Raw genomic sequence first — 18,822 nt, forward strand, 5'->3', positions numbered from 1 at the left:
CACCGGTTTAGTGTCTACGTGTCCACGATTTTTAAGTGGACACGTATCTGTTGTGACAGGCGGGAATTGAAAAGCAAGATGGGACGGCCGGACGCTTACCATGCTCCAGTCAGGCGTTCCATTCAACGTGATCGCTCTCTGGCTGGGTCACGAAAAATTGACAACCACCCACCGCTACGTTGAGGCTGACCTTGCAATGAAAGAGCGGGCCCTTGCGAGGCTGGAGGAACCCAATACCAAGATGAGCCGATACAAAGCTCCCGACTCGCTTATGCAATTCCTTCAGACACTGTAACTATGCGCAGATTTCGCTGGCCCCGCAGTCTCACCGACAGAGGGGCCAGTGTCATTCACAAAACAACATCTGCGCATAGTTGTCACCTGAGCATAGAGGCTGTTATGTAGATCTCTACATAACAGCCTAAAGCAGAACGCAAGCACTCGACAACCTACTACGCATACCCATACCCCGACTCCCAAGCCTGCGCCATCTGCGCCCACAGCGCCTTGGGCACACGCGGATCGCCTTTGGCTTTTTCCATGGTGCTGTGCATGGCTTGGGCAATGCGCGCCAGCGCATGCGCAGGCTGACTGACGCCACACACGCGACGGCCAAAATCTTCCAGTTCCTCTTTCGTGGGATAGGCTTTGCTGTGGTGCTTGCCCGCAAACAGTTTGAGCGCCAGGGTGCGGTCCTCCAGCTCAGGGCCGCCCGCGTATTGGGTGTAGGTGTAGATGCTGGTGGTCACCACATCGAACATGGGGGCCAGCCAAACTTGTTCAGCAGAGCGGTAGAGCAAACCATAATTTTTCAGATGTGCGTCGCCGTTGCGCACCATGATGGAAAACGCCACTTGCTCAAAAAACCGGTGCAGGTTGTCGCTGGGCAATTGCAGTTGACGCAACAGTTCTGCGATGCGCTGGTAGCTGCCTTGGTATTTGCGGTCAGACAGGATGTCGCGCACACGCAGCCCAGCCAGGGCCGCGATGTCTTCAAACCCCAAGCGTTCAACCCGGCCATCGTCATGCATCACCAAGTCAAAACGGTCCAGCACCAACATTTGTCCATCGTCTGAAAGATCGAATGTAGGGGTCTCGATGCCCGCTTCGCGTGCGGCCGTCAGGCACAAAAATTCGTTGGCGGCCAAGCCTGGGTATGCAGGGCTGGCGGCCTTCACAATGAGCGAAGGGATCGGCACGGTGGGGCGGTCAGGCACCATGATCTTGGGCTGCATGCCTGCGATGCCAGCGCCTGTGCTCAGGTAAGCGGCCACCAACTCGTTGAACACCTCGGGGGTGTAGGCCGTGCCCAATAACTCGTTTTTGCTCAGCGTTCGGGGCATGGGCGTGGCCGTGTGGTCGGGCAGGCTGTAACCCAGTCGGCCAATGCCATTGCGCCCTACCAGCGCCAGCATGTGCATGGGCGTCATGGGCTGCTTCGAGAAGAGTTCCCGAATCTTCATGAACAAGTCGCCTTCGGGCAGGTTCTGGTCCATCGGCGGAAAAAGGTCACCGTCCTGCCATGTGAGCTGCTGTGCGGGCGGCATCAGCAAGGCCACAGCCGCTTGCGCGGGGTCGGTCTGCACATAGCGAAATTCATAGGTAGACGCCCGGATCAGTTGACCCGCGTTGTCGGCATCGCCAATCGAGACGTTCAACAAACGGATTTTTTCAGGCAGCATCGTCGTCCTCGTCCATGAACCTGGCAGCGACTTCGCTGGCTGTTGGCAGGCCTGCGCGCTCCATGCGCATCACCAGCCCCAAGGCCCCCATGACGGCCAAAAGCGAGGACACGGTGGAATCTTCCCCGGCCTCCAGTCTGTAAATGACTTCCCGGACTTTGCCCGCCTTTTCGGCCAGCGCGGACTTGCTCAAGCCCAGCGCTTCGCGACGTGCACGCAACTGCAGGCCCAATTCATCAGGGAGGCGGATATTGTCAGTCATGGCTTGCATTTTGAGTTTTAAATGCCACGAATGCAAGCCAAAACTTGCATATTTAACCGGTTCACATCCAAAAATGCCTCTCTACAACCTTCGCCATGCGCTGCAAACACCAGCACGGGGGTTGGGGATTGGGGCAAAAGGTGGTGCCGCTTTGTGCGTCGAGCACATTGCCGATGTAGACAAAACGCAAGCCCTCGGCCATGGCGATGTGCCGGGGCACGTCTGGCCCCAGTTCGCGCACCATACAGCGCCACGGGACCACCATGTCGCGATCAAAGTATTGCGACACTTTGTGGGCATCAATGTCACCATGACACCTTTCGCAACAAGCGGGCACTTGACCAATGCCTATTGATGCAGGCTCTCCAAGCTGTGGAGGATGTCATCACCCAATATCCCGGGGTGTCGCGATTGATCAAATCGAACGGGCCTGCCGTCTGCGCCCAATCGACAAACTTTGCAGCCCCCTCAACCCGCAGACCCCAGCGCCAATCCCGCGTGCTCGCGCAGCGGATGGAAGTGGATTTTGGGGAAGCGCTCTTGCGCCAGGCGCACGTCGTAAGGGCTGGTGCACAAATACGCCAGCGTGCCTGCCGCGTCGAGCGACATGCGCTGTGGGTACGCGTTGGTGAATTCGCGCAGCTCGGCCGGGGTGTCGGCGGTGATCCAGCGGGCGCCGGTGTACTGGCAGCCTTCTAAACGCACATCGCAGTCGTATTCGGCTTTGAGGCGGTGTTGAACCACTTCAAACTGCAGCTGGCCCACCGCACCCAGCAGCATAGGGCCACCGATTTCGGGTTTGAAGACCTGGATCGCGCCTTCTTCGCCGAGTTGGTCGAGGCCGGTTTGCAATTGTTTGGTGCGCAGCGGGTTCTTCAGGATCACGGTCATGAAGAGTTCGGGTGCAAAAAACGGCAAGCCCGTGAATTGCAGGTTGGCCCCGTCGGTGATGGTGTCGCCCAGCTGCACGCCGCCGTGGGTGGTGAAGCCAATGATGTCGCCCGCGTAGGCTTCGTCCACCGCTTCACGGCGTTGCGATAGGAAAGTGACCACGCTGGTGGGGCGCAGTTCTTTGGCGGTGCGCTGCACCTTGAGCTTCATGCCGGGGGTGTATTTGCCCGAGGCCATGCGCACAAAGGCGATGCGGTCGCGGTGGTTGGCGTCCATGTTGGCTTGCACCTTGAACACCACGCCCGAGAACGCGCTGTCTTCGGGCTGGATTTCCTTGACCACGGGCTGCTTGTTGACCAGCAGGTTGCTGGTGCGGGGCTTGGGCGCGGGGGCCAAGTCCACCAAGGCGTCCAGCACTTCCATCACGCCGAAGTTGTTCACGCCGGAACCAAAGAACACGGGCGTTTGTTTGCCCGCCAAGAACGCTGCTTCGTCAAACGCGGGCGAAGCGCCCGTGGCCAGCTCCATGCTGTCCATGGCGGTTTGCCACTCCAGGCCAAAGCGCTCGGCCAATTGGGCTTGCTCGGTGAGCGGGATGGTTTCGAAATCTTGCGGCAGGCGTTCGCTGCCGGAGTCAAACACCGTCATGGCCTGCGTGCGCAGGTTGATGATGCCGCCGAAGCTCTTGCCCTGGCCCACGGGCCAGGTCATGGGCACGCAGGGCATGCCCAGCTCGCGCTCAACTTCGTCGAGGATGTCGAGTGGGTCGCGCACTTCGCGGTCCATCTTGTTGACGAAGGTGATGATGGGCGTGTCGCGTTGACGGCAGACCTCAATCAGGCGGCGGGTTTGTGCTTCCACACCGTTGGCTGCGTCAATGACCATGAGCGCCGAGTCCACCGCCGTCAGCACGCGGTAGGTGTCTTCCGAGAAGTCTTTGTGGCCGGGGGTGTCAAGCAGGTTGATGACGTGCTCGCGGTAGAGCATCTGCATCACGGACGAGGCCACCGAGATACCGCGCTGCTTTTCGATTTCCATCCAGTCGGATGTGGCGTGGCGCGAGGCTTTGCGGGCCTTGACCGAGCCGGCGATCTGGATCGCGCCCGAGAACAGCAAGAGTTTTTCGGTCAGCGTGGTTTTACCGGCGTCGGGGTGCGAAATGATGGCAAAAGTCCGGCGGCGCCGGGTTTCGTGGGCGTAGGTCACAAGGGGTCCTGAAGGTCGTGCGGACCGCCAATGGGGTCCAAAGCTGGCCGGGCCCGTGCGGGCTGGCGAAAGCGGTGATTTTACCGGGCGATGGGCCTCAGTCGCCAAAGCGCGGGCCAGCGGGTTGGGCCGGGGATACACTGCCCGGTATGAATGCCAACCTCATCCTCCTCACGCTCTGCCAAGGGCTGTTCTTCACCAACAACGTGACGTTCATCGCCATCAACGGGCTGGTGGGTTTGTCCATGGCGCCGCTGGGCTGGATGGCGACTTTGCCCGTCATGGGCTATGTGGTGGGCGGTGCGCTGTCGACCGGGCTGGTGGCCAAGAGCCAGTCGCGCTGGGGGCGCAAAGTGTCTTTTCAGCTGGGGCTGGTGGTGGCTTTTTTCTCGACTTTGCTGGCCGCGTACGCCGCTTGGAGCCACAACTTCTGGTTACTGGTGGCCGCCACGGTGATCGCCGGTTATTACAGCGCCAACGGTCAGCTGTACCGTTTCGCAGCCGCTGAATTGGCGGCGGACGGCTTCAAGGAAAAAGCGATCTCGCTGGTGCTGGCGGGCGGTTTGATCGGGGCCATCGTCGGCCCCAACCTGGCTTCTCGCACCCGCACTTTGTACGAGGTGCCGTTTTTGGGTGCTTATTTGGCTTTGGGCATCGTGGCCATTTGGGCCATGGTGTGCATGAGCTTCATCCGCTTCCCGGCAGTGCCTGCTAAAAAGCCGGGCGACAGCGTGGGGCGTCCTTTGCGCGAGATCATGCGCCAGCCGGTGTTCATCGTGGCGGCGGCCGCTGCGGCCCTGAGCTACGGCGTGATGAACCTGCTGATGGCGGCCACGCCGCTGGCCATGCAGGTGTGTGGCTTCAGTTTTGACGACGCGGCGCTGGTGCTGGAGTGGCATGTGATCGGCATGTTCGCGCCAGGCTTTTTCACAGGCCACCTGATCAAAAAATTCGGCACGCTACAAATCATGGCGGTGGGTGTGGTCATCAACTTTGTGTGCATCGCGATTGCCCTGTCGGGCGTGGCGCTGCACCAGTTCCTGATCTCGTTGTTCTTGCTGGGGCTGGGTTGGAACTTCCTGTTCACCGGCAGCACCACGCTGGCCATGAAGGCCTGGACCCCCGCCGAAAAAGACCGGGGTCAGGCGGCCATCAACTTCTTTGTGTTCGCCACCATGGCCGTGACTTCCTTCGCCTCAGGCGCACTGGTCACCACACAGGGCTGGATGTGGCTGAACATCGGCTCGCTGCTCCCGGTGGCCCTGACCGGTATGGCGCTGGCCTGGATGGTGGTCAAGCAGCGATCTGAGCAGAAAAGCGCGCCAGCAACCAGCGCTTGAGCGCGGCGAACACCTGGGCGCGGTAGAGGTCGTTGAAGATCTCGTGGTACATGCCCTCAAAACATTGGGACTGCACCACGGCCTGAGGTGCTGCGTTTGCAAAGTCAGCGGTGGCCTGCGCATTGACCAGCTTGTCTCGTCCTGCGTACAGGAGCAAGGTGGGCACTTCCCACTTCGCCGCATCAAGGAGGGTTTTCTCGCCGTTCGCCAGAATCCAGCCGGCCAGGCCCGTTGAGATGCGGCGGTGCACCAGCGCATCGGCCTTGTAGGCCTTCACCACATCGGGGTCGCGCGACACGAATTCGGTTTTCAGGCCGTTGTCCACACGCAAGTGGGGCAGCACGCGGGGCAGGCTGGCCATCAGTATTTTCTGGAAAAAGGTGGGGAACGCGCCCAGCGCGGGGGACGACAAAACCGCTGCATCCACCGGGCGCAAAGCCTCGGCCAGCGTACGGGCCACCACCAGGCCCCCCATGCTGTGGCCCAGCAAGATGAGGGGCGTCTCCATCAAAGCCGGGCGCTGGCGCGTGTCGTCGATCACGCGGCACAAATCGGCCTGCAAGCTGCCGGGGCGCAGCATGTCACCGCGCAGGCCTTCTGACTGGCCGTGGCCTTGCTGGTCATAGGCCCGCACCGCAAAACCCCACTGGTGCAAGTGCGCCGCCACCTCGCCATAGCGCCCGGCGTGTTCGCCCAGGCCGTGCACCAAGAGCACCGTGCCCAGGGGTTGGCTGGCGGGCATGGCCCAATCGTAGACCGCCAGCTGACCGGCCTCGCCCGGCAATGCCGAAAGGCTTGGGCGTGGCAGTGAGGGGCGCGTCATGACGGTCATCAGGGCATGCGGGCCATGACTTCGGCAACGGCAGCGGTGAGTTTTTTGGCATAGGGCACATGCAAAAACTCGTTCGGTCCGTGCGCGTTGCTCTTGGGGCCCAGCACACCGCAGACCATCATTTGCGCTTTGGGGAAACCGGCGCTCAGCATGTTCATGAGCGGAATGGTGCCGCCTTGGCCGATGTAGCCCACGCCCGCGCCAAAGTGTGCTTGGCTGGAGGCGTTAAGGGCTTGCTCGAACCAGGGTGAAGTGTCGGGCGCGTTCCAGCCGGTGGCGCCGCCATTCGATTCAAAGGTCACTTTGGCTTGGTAAGGCGCGTTGTCTTCCAGCAAGGCTTTCATTTCGGCCACGGCTTGCGCGGCGTCCACCAGTGGCGGCAGGCGCAGGCTGAGTTTGAAGGCGGTGTAGGGCCGCAGCACATTGCCAGCGTCTTTGATCGCCGGAAAGCCTTCGGCTCCGGTCACGCTCAGTGTGGGTGTCCAGGTGCGGTTGATCAGGGCTTGGGTCGGGTCGGTGGTGGTGGGCAGGGCAAAGCTGGTGGATCCACCGCAGTCGTAGTGCGCCCAGGGGAAGCGCTTGTACACCTCGTCGCCCAAAATGGCGGCCGTGGCCTGTGCTTGCGCCAAGCGCTCGGCGGGCACTTCGCAATGGAAGCTGGCGGGCAGCAGGCGGCCCGTGGCACTGTCTTCGAGGCGGTCGAGCACCTGGCGCATGATGCGAAAGCTCGACGGCACCAGGCCCGAGGCGTCGCCCGAGTGGATGCCCTCGGTCAGCACCTGCACCTTGAGCGTGCCGCTGGCCATGCCGCGCAGGCTGGTGGTCAGCCACAGCTGGTCGTAGTTGCCCGCGCCGCTGTCCAGGCAAATCACCAGGCCCACATCGCCCAGGCGGGTGCGCAACGCGTCCACATAAGGCAGCAAGTCATAAGAGCCGGACTCTTCGCAAGTCTCGATCAGGCCGACGATGCGCGGGTGCGGTGTCTTCTGGCTTTTGAGCGCCTGCACGGCCGCGATGCTGGCGTAGACCGCATAACCATCGTCTGCGCCGCCTCGTCCATAAAGCTTGCCGTCTTCATAAACAGGGGTCCAGGGGCCGAGGTCATTGCGCCAGCCGTTGAACTCGGGTTGCTTGTCCAGGTGGCCGTACATCAGCACGGTCTGGCCCGAGCCCTCGCTGGCAGCGCGGGTGGCGGCCACTTCAAAAAACATGACGGGCGTGCGGCCCGGCAGGCGAATGACCTCCAGTGTCAGGCCCTCCACCTTTTGCGCCTCGACCCACTGCGCGGCATTGCGCAGCACGGTCTCGATGTGGCCGTGTACGGCCCAATCGGCGTCAAATGAGGGCGACTTGGCCGGGATCTCGATGTAATTTTTCAGCTCGGGCAGGATGGTGCTGTCCCAGGCTTGGGTCACGTCGTTCAGGGCGCGGGCGCTGTCGAGCGTGCCTTCGGGCATTTCGCGGTGCAGGGGGGCGTTCATGGTGGGGCTCCTCAGGGCGACACAAAAGAAAAACACTGTAGCGCGTTTGGGATCGGCTGGCCACGGCAGGCATTCACAGAGGTGACGCCAAAGCGGCAGCACAGGTGCAAGCCCGCGGCACAATGACCTGTCAGTCACCGACCAGGAGCGCCCGTTTGACCGCGACACTGCCAGTTCAGCCCACACCGAGCCCAGCACCACGCGTGGGCGGCCTCGTGCTGGCCGCGGGCGCGGGCAGCCGCATGGGCCACCGGCCCAAATGCCTGCTGCAGATCGATGGCGTGAGTCTGCTGGAGCGGCAATTGCAGGCCTTGACACTGGCGGGCGTGACGCCCGTTGGCGTGGTGCTGGGGCACCACGTCGAGCGCATCTTGCAAGACGGCGCCTGGGCCCGTTGGGCGGCCCAGCCTGTGCGCAACCCACAGCCTGATGACGGCCATGTCAGCTCCTTGCGCATCGGCTTGCGGGCCTTGCCGCCCGGGCTGGATGCGGTGGTGGTGGCGCTGGCCGACCAGCCGCTGATCAACGCACAAGCGGTGCGAGCGCTGCTGCAGGCTTTTGCGCAGCGCCCGGCCGGCACCGCGCTGCTGCAACCAAGCGTGCAAGGCTTGCCCGGCAACCCCGTGGTCTTCTCTGGCGCGGTGATGGCGCAAATTCTGGCGGGCGACGACCACATGGGCGTTCGCCCATGGCAACGCGCCCACCCCGCAGCCGTGTACCACTGGGAAACACCCGATAGCCATTACCGCCTGGACGTGGACAATGAAGAAGACCGCCTGGCCGTGGCGCAGTTGACGGGGCAAAGCCTGCGTTGGCCGCACGATTTGGAACGCTCAACAAGACACACACCATGAACAGCATCGACATTGACGTGATCCGCACCGCGCTGGACTGGCAAAGCCGGGGCCACCGCGTGGTCATGGGTACGGTGGTGCGCACCTGGGGCTCGGCCCCACGTCCCCCTGGCTCACTCATGATCATCCGTGACGACGGCCAGGTGGCCGGTTCGGTCTCGGGCGGCTGCATCGAAGACGATTTGATCCGCCGTGTGGCCGCTGGCGAGCTGGCCCTGCGCCTGCCCGACACCACCACCTACGGCCAGACCGCCGAAGAAGTGCGCCGCTTCGGTCTGCCCTGCGGCGGCTCAGTGCAAGTGGTGCTGGAGCCACTGTCGGCCCAGTCGCAGCTGCGCGAATTGCTGGTGCTGATTGAGCAACACCAGCGCGTAGAGCGCCGCCTGGACATGGCCACGGGCCTGGTGCGCATGGGGGCCGCCACCACAGGCGACAAGTTGCAGTTTGATGGCCAAAGCCTGACCACGGTGCACGGCCCACGCCTGCGATTGCTCATCATCGGTGGCGGTCAGCTGTCGCGTTACCTGGCCGCCATGGCCGCGATGCTGGACTACCAGGTCACGGTATGCGAGCCGCGTGTGGAATACCACGAGGGCTGGGAAGCCATGACGGGCGTGACCTTGTCCACCCAGATGCCCGACGACCTGGTTCTGGCCATGCGGCTGGACCACAACAGCGCCGTGGTGGCCGTCACACACGACCCCAAGCTCGACGATCTGGCTCTGATGGAAGCACTGCGCACCCCCGCCTTTTATGTGGGCGCATTGGGCTCGCTGCACAACAACGCGCAGCGCCGCAAACGCTTGCTCGACTTTGACGTGAGCGAAGCCGAAGTTCAGCAATTGCACGGTCCCGTCGGCCTGAACATTGGCGCTTTGACGCCCCCCGAAATCGCCTTGAGCATCGTGGCCGAGATGACCGCCATGCGCCGAGGCACTGATTTGAAACAAGCGCTCAGCAACTGGGAAGGCTCGAAGACAGTGTGTGGGTTGAGCGCTTGAGACTTTTGTGGGCGCTGCACCCCGTGCGCAATGGGCGTGGCACACGTCCTGACCTGTCACCCGCGAGCGGCCCCATCGCCCACGGTGTGTGCCCCTGCAGGGAACTGGCTTTCTGACACACCACCCCTCAGGGTTTGCCCGGGTTTGAGCCCTGCGCGACAAGCGAGTGACAGCGCTCGCTTTAACTTCATCGCTTCACGGTGCAGGCGCAAGGCGTGGGTTTTGCGCGGACTCAGGAGGACTGCATCGGGTGACACCACTGGAGACACGCATGGTTCGAATGAAAGTCAATGGCGAGGCCGTGTCGGTCGACGCCAAGCCGGAGACCCCATTGCTCTGGGTCATCCGCGAAAAGCTCAACCTCACCGGCACCAAGTTCGGCTGCGGCATTGCCCAGTGCGGCGCCTGCACGGTGCACCTGAACGGTGAACCGGTGCGCTCTTGCGCGCTGCCCCTGTCGGCCGCCGAGGGCAAAGACATCACCACCGTGGAAGGCCTGATGAAAACCCGCACGGGCCAGGCGCTGCAAGCCGGTTGGGTCAAAGCCCAAGCGCCGCAATGCGGCTATTGCCAGTCGGGCCAACTCATGACCGCGGCCAAGGTGATCAGCGTGGTCAAAAAGAACCTCAGTCGCACCGAAATCCTCGAAGCCATGAGCGGCAACATCTGCCGCTGCGGCACCTACAACCAGATCGCCAGCGCGGTCTCGCACGCCCAGAAAACCCTCCAAGGAGGCAAGGCATGAACCCGATGAACACCACACCGAGCGTGTCACGCCGCTCCTTCATCCTTGGCTCTGGCGGTCTGGCTTTGGGCTTGTCGTTCGGCCTCACACAAACCGAGCTGGCGTTGGCCCAGGCGCCCGGCGCAGGCAGCTTTGCTCCCAACAGCTGGATCAATATCGGCTTGGACGGGGTGGTGACCCTGATGTCGCCCGCCTCCGAAATGGGCCAAGGCACCATGACCGCCATGCCCATGCTGCTGGCCGAAGAGATGGACCTGGACTGGAGCCAGGTGCGCGTGGTGCAGTCGCCCAGCGACCCCAAGCGCTTTGGCAACCCCCGCTTTGGTGGCGGCATGACCACCGGCGCATCGCGCACGGTGCAAGGCTATTACGAGCCCCTGCGCCTGGCCGGTGCCCAGGCCCGTTTGGTGATGGTGAACGCTGCGGCCCAGGCCATGGGCGTGCCTGCTGCCGAGCTGCGTACTGAAGCCAGCCGCGTGATCCACAGCAGTGGCCGCGCCATGACGTACGCCGACATCGCCAAGGTGGCCAAGGCCCCGGCCGAGCTGCCCAAGGTCGACAAGAGCATGCTCAAGCCCATGGCGCAGTTTCGCCTGATCGGCAAGGACATTCCCCGCGTCGACGTGCCCGCCAAGTCGAGCGGCCAGGCGCTCTACGGCATTGACCAGCGTTTGCCCGGCATGCTGTGGGCATCGGTGCTGCGTGCGCCGGTGCAAGGCGAAGTGCCCGAGAGCGTGGACGACACCGCTGCCCGCGCGGTTGCCGGTGTGAAAAACGTGGTGCGACTGCCCTACGGCGTGGCCGTGGTGGCCGATTCGTTCTACACGGCCAAGATGGCACGCGACCAGCTCAAGGTGGTTTGGAGCCGCAACTCCAAGGCACGCGTGCAATACACCGACCAAATGCGCGTGGAATACACCAAGCGTGCGGAAGACCTGAACGACAAAGGCGTGGCCTTCATCGCGCACGGCGACGCAGCAGCCAAGTTGGCGGGGGCAACAAAAACCTTCAGTGCGTCCTACATCAGCGAGATGGTCAGCCACATTTGCCTGGAGCCCATGAACTGCACCGCGCGGGTGGACGGCGACAAGATCGAAGTCTGGGCACCGGCCCAATCGGCCTCGTTTGTCACCGGTACGGTGGCGGGCGCAGGTGGCTTCAAGCCGGAAAACATCACGGTCAACATCACCTTGCTCGGTGGTGGTTTTGGTCGCCGGGTGGAGGCCGATTACGCGGCCGATGCGGCGCTGGTGGCCAAGGCCATGCCAGGCACACCGATCCAGGTCATCTGGACCCGTGAAGACGACATGGTCCATGACAAATACCGCCCCATGACCGGCCAGCACCTGGTGGCCGGGGTGGACGCACAGGGCAAGATCGTGGGCCTGCTGCACCGCGTGGTGTCCGAGGGCATTTATTCACGCGTGGTGCCACCGGCTTTCAAAGCAGCTGGAGGCAAAGACGCCCCCGTGATGGAAGGGGTCGAAATCACCTACGACATCCCCGACCACAGCGCGCAGTTCATGATCGAAGAGCGCGGCATCCAGGCCGGGTTCTGGCGTGCCGTGGGTCCGGGCTACACCAAGTTTGCCATCGAGACCCTGATCGACGAAGTCGCTCGTGGTGTGAAAGCCGACCCCCTGGCTTACCGCATGGACCTGCTCCAGAAACACCCGCGTGGCCAGGCCGTGCTCAAAGCGGTGGCCGACATGTCCCAATGGGGCAAGGCCAAGCTGCCCAAAGGCCATGCGCTGGGCCTGGCATATTCAGATGCGTGGAACACCTATTGCGGCATGGTGGTGCAGGTGTCCATCGTCAAGGGCCGCCCCAAGGTGCACAAGGTCTGGTCAGCGGTGGACTGCGGTCACGCTTTACAGCCGCAAAACATCCAGGCACAAATCGAAGGCTCGGTCATCTTTGGCTTGTCGGCCGCGCTGCACGAGCGCATGGACTTCAGGGCCGGTGAACCTTTTCAAACCAATCTGAACACCTACCAGGTGCTGCGTGCCAATGAAACGCCAGAAGTGTTTGTCAAGGTGATGCCCACCGACAACCACCCCGGTGGCATTGGCGAAGTGGGCCTGCCGCCTTTGGCACCGGCCATTGCCAACGCGATCGCATCGCTCAATGGCAAGCGCTTGCGCGCTTTGCCTTTGCCGATGGTCTGACGAGAGATTGAAGGTTCATCGCCCACGGGGTGAGCGATGGGCGTGGCACACGCCCTGATCAGCCTGTGCGCACCAGCGCCAACGATCAGAGGTAAGGCCGCGCCCAACCCAAGCCGCGCGACGTGCCGCCCGCCGAAGCATCGGCCGGGTTGTACTCGCACCCGATCCAGCCATCCCAGCCGCATTCGGCCGACACTTGGTCGATGACCTGGAAGACATGTGTCCAGTTGACTTCGCCCGTGCCCGGCTCGTGGCGGTGCGGCACTTCGGCAATCTGAAAATGTCCCACCCGGCCCGTAGGCAGGTACTGCGCGATCTTCGCGCTCAAGTCGCCTTCCACAATCTGGCAGTGGAACAGGTCCATTTGCACCTTCACATTGGCCGCACCCACCGCCTGCACGATGCGGTGCGCGTGGTCCTGGCGGTTCAGGTGAAAGCCCGGCACGCTGCGGGTGTTGATGGGTTCGACCAGCACATCGCGCCCGGCCTTGGCAGCTTCGACGGCGGCCCATTGCAAGTTGCCGATCAGCGTGGCGTCAGCCGCTTCAGGGTTGGCCCCCTCGGCCCGCAATCCCACCATGGCGTGGATGCGCGGGCAGTTCAGCGCCTCGGCATAGACCAAGGCTTGCGCAAAGCCGGCACGAAACTCGGCTTCGCGCCCGGGCACACTGGCTGTGCCCCGTTGGCCCGTCTCCCAAGCCTTGCCAAAGCTCTCGGCATCGGTGCCCCCCGGCGGCGCGTTGAACAGCACCTGCTGCAAACCATTGGCTTTCAGACGGGCGGACAGCTCTTGCGCTGGAAAGGCATAAGGAAACAAATACTCCACGGCCTTGAAACCGTCTTTGGCCGCCGCTTCAAAGCGGTCCAAAAACGGCAAGTCGGGGTACATCATCGAGAGGTTGGCGGCAAAACGTGGCATGGGTTTTCTTTCGTTGTGCAATGGGTTCAATCGCGGCGAGGAGTTCGCTCCTGCAGGGTTACCAGCGTGCGCCAAAGTGCTGGTGCAGTTCGTCCAGCGCGCTGGCTTGCAGGGGTGGCGTGTCAGGTTGGAGCTGCATGAGCCGCGAGGTTTCTTCCAGCTCTTCGAGCGTGGCCATGGCAGCGGCTGGCGTGTCATGCCAGACGTTGGGCCCCAGGCGCGTGAGCATCACGGCGCGTATCGGCGCACCCTGCGCGGCGTATTGGCGGATCAGCGCCGCCACTTCTTGCGCGGCATCGGGGCTGCCCGGGCGGTGGTAGCGCACCAGCGGCACATGGCCCACTTTCATCACAAAGTAAGGCGTGATGGGCGGCAGCAACTCAGGCCCCTGGGCGTTCAGGCTGAGCGCCACGCAGTGTGTGCTGTGGGTGTGGATCACGCAGCGGGTGTTGGCATCGTGCTCGCAAGCGGCGGCGTAAATTTGGCGGTGCAAGGCGATGGTTTTGCTGCCCTTGTCGCCGCTGACTTGCTGGCCTTGCCCATCGAGTTTGGCCAGGCGCGCCGGGTCCAGAAAACCCAGGCACGCGTCGGTAGGGGTGATGAGGAAGCCGTCATCGAGCCGCACGCTGATGTTGCCCGCCGTGGCGTGCACATAGCCCCGCTCAAACAGGCTGCGGCCCACGCGGCACATCTCTTCACGGGCTTGGGTTTCGGTCATGCTCATGCCAAGACTGTAAAGGCTTTGCTGAAGAAATCCTCGGTGCCGAAGTTGCCCGATTTGAGCGTGATGTGCACACCCCCGTCTTCAGAAGGCGCATGGCACCACGGCACACCCGGGTCGATTTGCGGGCCGATTTGCAGCTGCGCAATGTCCAGCGCCTGCACACAAGCGCCCGAGGTTTCACCCCCAGCCACCACCAGCTGCTTCACACCCAAATCGACCAGGCCACGCGCCACAGCGGCCAGCGCGTGTTCCACCAAAGCACCTGCTTCGGCCACGCCCAGCTGCGCCTGCACGGCTTTCACTGCATCGGGCTCGGCGGTGGAATACACCAGCACCGGGCCATCTTTCAACAGCGGCGCGGCCCAGGCCAGCACCTGCTGCACCTGGGCGTCGCTTTGGCCGTGCATCAGCGCCGCCGGGTTGATCGCCATCGCGGGTCGGCCCGTGGCTTTGAAGTGCGCCACTTGCGCATTGGTGGCCACAGAGCAGCTGCCCGACACCACCGCCTGCAAGCCACTGGTGGCAGGCAACTGACTGGCTTGCAGCGAAGGCTGGAGGCCAAAGTTGGCGGGCAGGCCAATCGCCACACCCGAACCGGCGGTGACCAGCGGCATGCCTTTCAATGCGGGCCCAAGCAGGAGAAGGTCGTCGTTGCTGGTTGCATCCACCACGGCCACACCCACACCTTCGGCTCGCAGCGCGGCGATGCGCTCGCGAATGGTCTCCGCGCCTTGGGCCACGGTTTTGTAGTCGATCAAGCCCACGCGGCGCTTGGTTTGCGCCTGCATCACGCGCACCAAATTCGCGTCGTTCATGGGCGTGAGCGGGTGGTTTTGCATGCCGGATTCATTGAGCAGCACGTTGCCCGCGAACAGGTAACCTTTGAACACGGTGCGGCCGTTGTCCGGAAAGGCCGGGGTGGCGATGGTGAAGTCCGTGCCCAGCGCGTCCATCAGCGCCTCGGTCACCGGGCCGATGTTGCCTTCGGGCGTGCTGTCAAAGGTGGAGCAGTATTTGAAATAGATTTGCTCTGCCCCTTGCGCCTGCAACCACTTCAAAGCGGCAAGCGATTGCGCGATGGCTTCGGCCGCGGGAATGGTGCGCGACTTGAGCGCCACCACCACGGCATGAACATCGGCGGCCAGCGGCGCGGTGGGCACGCCAATGGTCTGCACCACCCGCATCCCCGAACGCACCAGGTTGTTGGCCAGGTCGGTGGCGCCTGTGAAGTCGTCGGCAATACAGCCCAGTTTGATTTTCATGCCTTGCCTTTCGGCAATTCGATGCCCGGAAAAATCTTGATCACCGCGCTGTCGTCTTCTTTGGCAAAGCCTGCGGTGCTGGCCTGCATGAACATCTGGTGCGCGGTGCTGGACAGCGGCAGCGGGAATTTGCTGGCACGCGCCATGTCGAGCACGATGCCCAAATCCTTCACAAAAATGTCCACGGCCGACAGCGGTGTGTAGTCAGCCGCCAGCACATGGGCCATGCGGTTTTCAAACATCCAGCTGTTGCCCGCGCTGTTGGTGATGACCTCGTACAAAGCGACCGGGTCTACACCCTCGCGCAGGCCCAGGGCCATGGCTTCGGCAGCGGCCGCAATGTGCACGCCCGCCAGCAGCTGGTTGATGATCTTGACCTTGCTGCCCGCGCCCGCGCTGTCGCCCAGCTTGTAGACCTTGGCGGCCATGGCGTTCAAGAAGGGCTCGGCCACGGCATAAGCCTCTGGCTTGCCTGCCGTCATCATGGTCATCTGTGCGGATGCGGCTTTCGCCGCGCCACCCGAGATGGGCGCGTCTACATAACGCAAGCCCATGGCCTCCAAGCGCGATTCCAAAGCCACCGACCAATTCGGGTCCACGGTGGAGCACATCACGAACACGCTGCCCGGCTTCATGCTGGCCGCGCAACCGGAGGTGCTGCCATCGCCAAACAACACGGCTTCGGTTTGCGCGGCATTCACCACCACAGACACCACCACATCACACGCCGCACCCAGCGAGGCCAGCGTGTCATGCGCCATGCCCCCTGCGTGGGTGAAGGCCTCGGCCACCTCGCGGCGCACATCAAACACCTGCACGCTGTGCCCGGCGCGGCGCAGCGATGCGGCCATGCCCGAGCCCATGGCCCCCAAACCAATCAATCCAACGGTGGTCATCTTGTGATTCCTCAATCCAAAGTGATCTTGGCGAAGCTCGCCACTTTTTTCCATTGCGCCGTGTCGGCCTGCATGAAGCTGGCCATGCCTTGGGCGTTCACCCAAGTCGGCTCCGCACCGGCTTTCTGCATGGCGGCCTGGACTTCGGGCTGCTTGGCCACGCGCTCCAGCGCTTGTTCCAGTTTTTGCGCAACCGGGGTGCTCAAGCCCGCAGGCGCGGCCACACCAAACCAGGCAAACACCTGGTAGCCCTTCATGCCCGCTTCTTCCATGGTGGGCACATTGGGCAAGGCGCTGCTGCGCTGGGGTGTGGTCACGGCCAGGGCCTTGAGCTTGCCGCCGTTGATCAGGCCCAGCGCCGAGGGCAGGTTGTCAAACATCATGTTCACCTCGCCCGCCATCAGGCCCGTGAGGCCTGCTGCCGCACCCCGGTAAGGGATGTGCGTGACAAACGCGCCCGACTGGCTTTTGTACAACTCCGCACTCAGGTGCAGCGAGGTGCCCTGCCCGTTGGACGCATAGTTGAGCTGGCCCGGCTTGGACTTGGCAAGGGCCGTGAGTTCAGCCACCGTGTGGATGCCAGCAGCCGGGTTGACCACCAGCACATTGGGCACGCGGCCCAGCAGGGCCACCGGGACAATTTGCTCGGGCTTGTAAGGGAGCTTGCTGTAGAGCGCCGGGCTGATGGTCAGCGGGGGCGATGCCATGAGCAAGGTGTAACCATCGGCGGCCGCACGCGCCGCCTCGGCCGCGCCCAGGTTGCCACCGGCACCGGGCTTGTTGTCAATAACGATGGGCTGGCCCAATTCGATCGCCAGCTTGGGCGCAACCAAGCGCGCCATGTTGTCGATCAAGCCGCCAGGTGGAAAAGGCACTACCAGCTTGATGGGCCGTGCGGGCCAAGTCTGCGCCGTAGCGGTGCTGGCCAAAAAGGGCGTGATGGCGGCCAAAGCAGCGGCCGCTGCGATCCAGTTTCTGCGTTGCATGAAAGATTCCCGATGTGAATTGATCAGGTCATCATACAAATTTTGCAAGAAGCTTGCATCGGGGAGAACACGGAGGACCCTGAGGCCCTCCGCTGGGTTGCAACAGGGAAGACGGCCCTGCAATGTTGACAAAACTGCCCGAGCGGCAGACAGCCAGTGGTGGACGACAACGTCCGCTGCTCAGGCAGAATTCAGCGTCAGAACGAGTGTGCGATGCCGAAGCTGTAGCCCGTCACGCCCTGACCTGGTGTGCTGGGGTTAAACCCGTTCAAACCTACAGCCGATTGGCTCTGGTTGCTCGTTTTGCCATATTGGGCATAGACCTCTGTGCGCTTGGACAGGAAGTAGTGGTAACCCACACCAAAACCCTTGGAGCCGCAGTCGTTGCAATTGTCCAAGCTCTTGTTGGCGTAGTTCAGCCAGACCATGCTCGAGGGCATCCAGTAGGAAACGCCCAGCATGTGGTCTTTGCCTTTGAGGTCCTGGGCGCTGTCGAGTTTCCAGGTGTGGTAATTGCCATAAACATTCAGGCTAGAGGACACCTTGTACATGCCCGAGACCAAGGATTCGGTCAACTTCTGGGTCTCACCCGACACCACCGAGCCATTTTTGGAGTTCATCCCCACGCCCACGTAGCCCCAATCTTTCTTGAGTTCCAAGTTGGCACTTTGAACCTTGCGGTCTTTTTTGTTGGCGCTGTCACTGGCGTTTTCTGCACCCATGCCGTAAGCAACGCTGCCACTGAAGCCGTTGAAGGTGGGTGTTCTATAGACAAGCAGGTTGTCTTCATAGGCGGAAGTGATGCCCACCGAGTAAATGCCATTGGAGATGCTGTCCAGCGAGCCAGCCGTCTTGACCGGTGAGGCTGCAGCGTTGATCCGGGTGAAGCTGCCCCGCTGCACCGATTGCACGGCGCTGTAGGGCGAGAGACGCCAACGGCTGCTGTCATCTGCCCACAGGAATGGCCAGAACATGGGCACATATTGACGACCGAGATCGATCGAACCCCAAGTCTTGCTGGTCAGGCCCACGCTGCTGCCGCGGTTGAAAAACGTGCTGCCCGCGCCGATCTGGCCGTTATCGGCTGCAATGCTGGACTCCATGGCAAAACGTGCGGTCAGGCCGTCACCCAGATCCTCCACGCCGCGAATACCGAAGCGTGAGGTGCCATACGCGCCATTGTCAATGCCACTGCGTGTCGCAGAGCCCATGTCGATGTGCTGATAACCCAAGTCCATGCGGCCCCACAGGGTGACGCTGCTTTGCGCAAAGCTGCTGCCCGCAGCCAAGACGGCCATGGCAGTGACAAGTGTTTTTTTCATTTTGAATCCCCTTTAAAAATGACTCTTCGAGTCCAATGGTTGTGACAGAAACAGAATCAGTGACGTTAAATCCGGCGTGGTGTACCTCCTGTCAAAAATCGGCTTGATGCGACGCTCAGCCCTTGAGGCCGCCCTGGGTCAACCCACCCACCACCCGCTCCTGAAAAATCGCAATCAGGATGGCCACCGGCACAATGGCCACGATCAGCGCTGCAGAAATGATCGGCCAGGGGAAGGTGAACTCGCCTTGG

At 62.5% G+C, this 18,822-nt stretch carries 17 protein-coding genes; 5 read left to right on the forward strand and 12 right to left on the reverse strand.

Annotated elements, in window-relative coordinates; translation table 11 throughout:
• Positions 1 to 452: 452 nt before the first annotated feature.
• The 4 genes from QZ190_RS16965 to QZ190_RS16980 all read right to left on the reverse strand — a co-directional run bounded on the left by QZ190_RS16965 (position 453) and on the right by QZ190_RS16980 (position 4,041).
• Positions 453 to 1,682: a type II toxin-antitoxin system HipA family toxin gene (locus QZ190_RS16965; RefSeq protein ID WP_291918795.1), complete on the reverse strand. Its 1,230-nt coding sequence runs from the start codon at positions 1,680 to 1,682 to the stop codon at positions 453 to 455.
• On the reverse strand, positions 1,672 to 1,944 hold the full coding sequence (locus QZ190_RS16970; RefSeq protein WP_291918797.1) for a helix-turn-helix domain-containing protein: 273 nt from the start codon (positions 1,942 to 1,944) through the stop codon (positions 1,672 to 1,674). Before QZ190_RS16970 ends, QZ190_RS16965 begins: the two co-directional genes overlap by 11 nt.
• A 61-nt stretch (positions 1,945 to 2,005) precedes the next feature.
• Positions 2,006 to 2,209 carry a hypothetical protein gene (locus QZ190_RS16975; protein WP_291918799.1) on the reverse strand — a complete coding sequence of 68 codons (204 nt, stop codon included), beginning with the start codon at positions 2,207 to 2,209 and terminating at the stop codon, positions 2,006 to 2,008.
• A gap of 203 nt (positions 2,210 to 2,412) precedes the next feature.
• The gene (locus tag QZ190_RS16980) at positions 2,413 to 4,041 is read right to left on the reverse strand and encodes a peptide chain release factor 3 (protein WP_053173521.1); all 1,629 of its coding nucleotides are present in this window, start codon (positions 4,039 to 4,041) and stop codon (positions 2,413 to 2,415) included.
• 149 nt (positions 4,042 to 4,190) lie between these two features.
• Here QZ190_RS16980 and QZ190_RS16985 point away from each other — a divergent pair, with 149 nt between their 5' ends.
• Positions 4,191 to 5,381: an MFS transporter gene (locus QZ190_RS16985; RefSeq protein WP_291918803.1), complete on the forward strand. Its 1,191-nt coding sequence runs from the start codon at positions 4,191 to 4,193 to the stop codon at positions 5,379 to 5,381.
• On the opposite strand, the gene QZ190_RS16990 is transcribed toward QZ190_RS16985, so the two are convergent.
• Together QZ190_RS16990 and QZ190_RS16995 are read right to left on the reverse strand one after the other, a co-directional pair.
• A complete protein-coding gene (locus QZ190_RS16990; RefSeq protein WP_291918805.1) occupies positions 5,335 to 6,204 on the reverse strand; it encodes an alpha/beta hydrolase in 870 nt (289 codons plus the stop codon). The genes QZ190_RS16985 and QZ190_RS16990 overlap by 47 nt on opposite strands.
• 8 nt (positions 6,205 to 6,212) lie before the next feature.
• Entirely contained in the window at positions 6,213 to 7,694 is a 1,482-nt protein-coding gene (locus QZ190_RS16995; protein ID WP_291918807.1) for a M20 family metallopeptidase, read from the reverse strand.
• A 155-nt stretch (positions 7,695 to 7,849) separates the two neighbouring features.
• Here QZ190_RS16995 and QZ190_RS17000 point away from each other — a divergent pair, with 155 nt between their 5' ends.
• The 4 genes from QZ190_RS17000 (at position 7,850) to QZ190_RS17015 (ending at position 12,462) form a co-directional block, all read left to right on the forward strand.
• Positions 7,850 to 8,548, forward strand: a complete 699-nt coding sequence (locus tag QZ190_RS17000) for a nucleotidyltransferase family protein (RefSeq protein ID WP_291918809.1) — start codon at positions 7,850 to 7,852, stop codon at positions 8,546 to 8,548.
• A complete protein-coding gene (locus QZ190_RS17005) occupies positions 8,545 to 9,549 on the forward strand; it encodes an XdhC family protein (RefSeq protein ID WP_291918811.1) in 1,005 nt (334 codons plus the stop codon). The genes QZ190_RS17000 and QZ190_RS17005 overlap by 4 nt, the downstream gene beginning before the upstream one ends.
• Before the next feature lie 271 nt (positions 9,550 to 9,820).
• Entirely contained in the window at positions 9,821 to 10,294 is a 474-nt protein-coding gene (locus QZ190_RS17010; RefSeq protein WP_291918813.1) for a (2Fe-2S)-binding protein, read from the forward strand.
• Positions 10,291 to 12,462 (forward strand): molybdopterin cofactor-binding domain-containing protein, encoded by a 2,172-nt coding sequence (locus QZ190_RS17015; protein WP_291918815.1) that lies wholly within the window; start codon positions 10,291 to 10,293, stop codon positions 12,460 to 12,462. Before QZ190_RS17010 ends, QZ190_RS17015 begins: the two co-directional genes overlap by 4 nt.
• A gap of 85 nt (positions 12,463 to 12,547) precedes the next feature.
• On the opposite strand, the gene otnI is transcribed toward QZ190_RS17015, so the two are convergent.
• The 6 genes from otnI to QZ190_RS17045 all read right to left on the reverse strand — a co-directional run bounded on the left by otnI (position 12,548) and on the right by QZ190_RS17045 (position 18,571).
• A complete protein-coding gene (gene otnI / locus QZ190_RS17020) occupies positions 12,548 to 13,381 on the reverse strand; it encodes a 2-oxo-tetronate isomerase (RefSeq protein ID WP_291918817.1) in 834 nt (277 codons plus the stop codon).
• A gap of 58 nt (positions 13,382 to 13,439) precedes the next feature.
• Positions 13,440 to 14,099 carry an aldolase gene (locus tag QZ190_RS17025; protein WP_291918819.1) on the reverse strand — a complete coding sequence of 220 codons (660 nt, stop codon included), beginning with the start codon at positions 14,097 to 14,099 and terminating at the stop codon, positions 13,440 to 13,442.
• Positions 14,100 to 14,101: 2 nt separating this feature from the next.
• Entirely contained in the window at positions 14,102 to 15,367 is a 1,266-nt protein-coding gene (gene otnK / locus QZ190_RS17030) for a 3-oxo-tetronate kinase (protein WP_291918821.1), read from the reverse strand.
• Entirely contained in the window at positions 15,364 to 16,263 is a 900-nt protein-coding gene (gene ltnD, locus QZ190_RS17035) for an L-threonate dehydrogenase (protein ID WP_291918823.1), read from the reverse strand. Before ltnD ends, otnK begins: the two co-directional genes overlap by 4 nt.
• 11 nt (positions 16,264 to 16,274) lie before the next feature.
• On the reverse strand, positions 16,275 to 17,249 hold the full coding sequence (locus QZ190_RS17040) for a tripartite tricarboxylate transporter substrate binding protein (protein ID WP_291918825.1): 975 nt from the start codon (positions 17,247 to 17,249) through the stop codon (positions 16,275 to 16,277).
• A 197-nt stretch (positions 17,250 to 17,446) separates the two neighbouring features.
• A complete protein-coding gene (locus QZ190_RS17045; RefSeq protein WP_291918827.1) occupies positions 17,447 to 18,571 on the reverse strand; it encodes a porin in 1,125 nt (374 codons plus the stop codon).
• Between the last annotated feature and the right edge of the window lie 251 nt (positions 18,572 to 18,822).

Source organism: Limnohabitans sp. (assembly GCF_017848645.1).
GTDB lineage: Bacteria > Pseudomonadota > Gammaproteobacteria > Burkholderiales > Burkholderiaceae_C > Limnohabitans_A.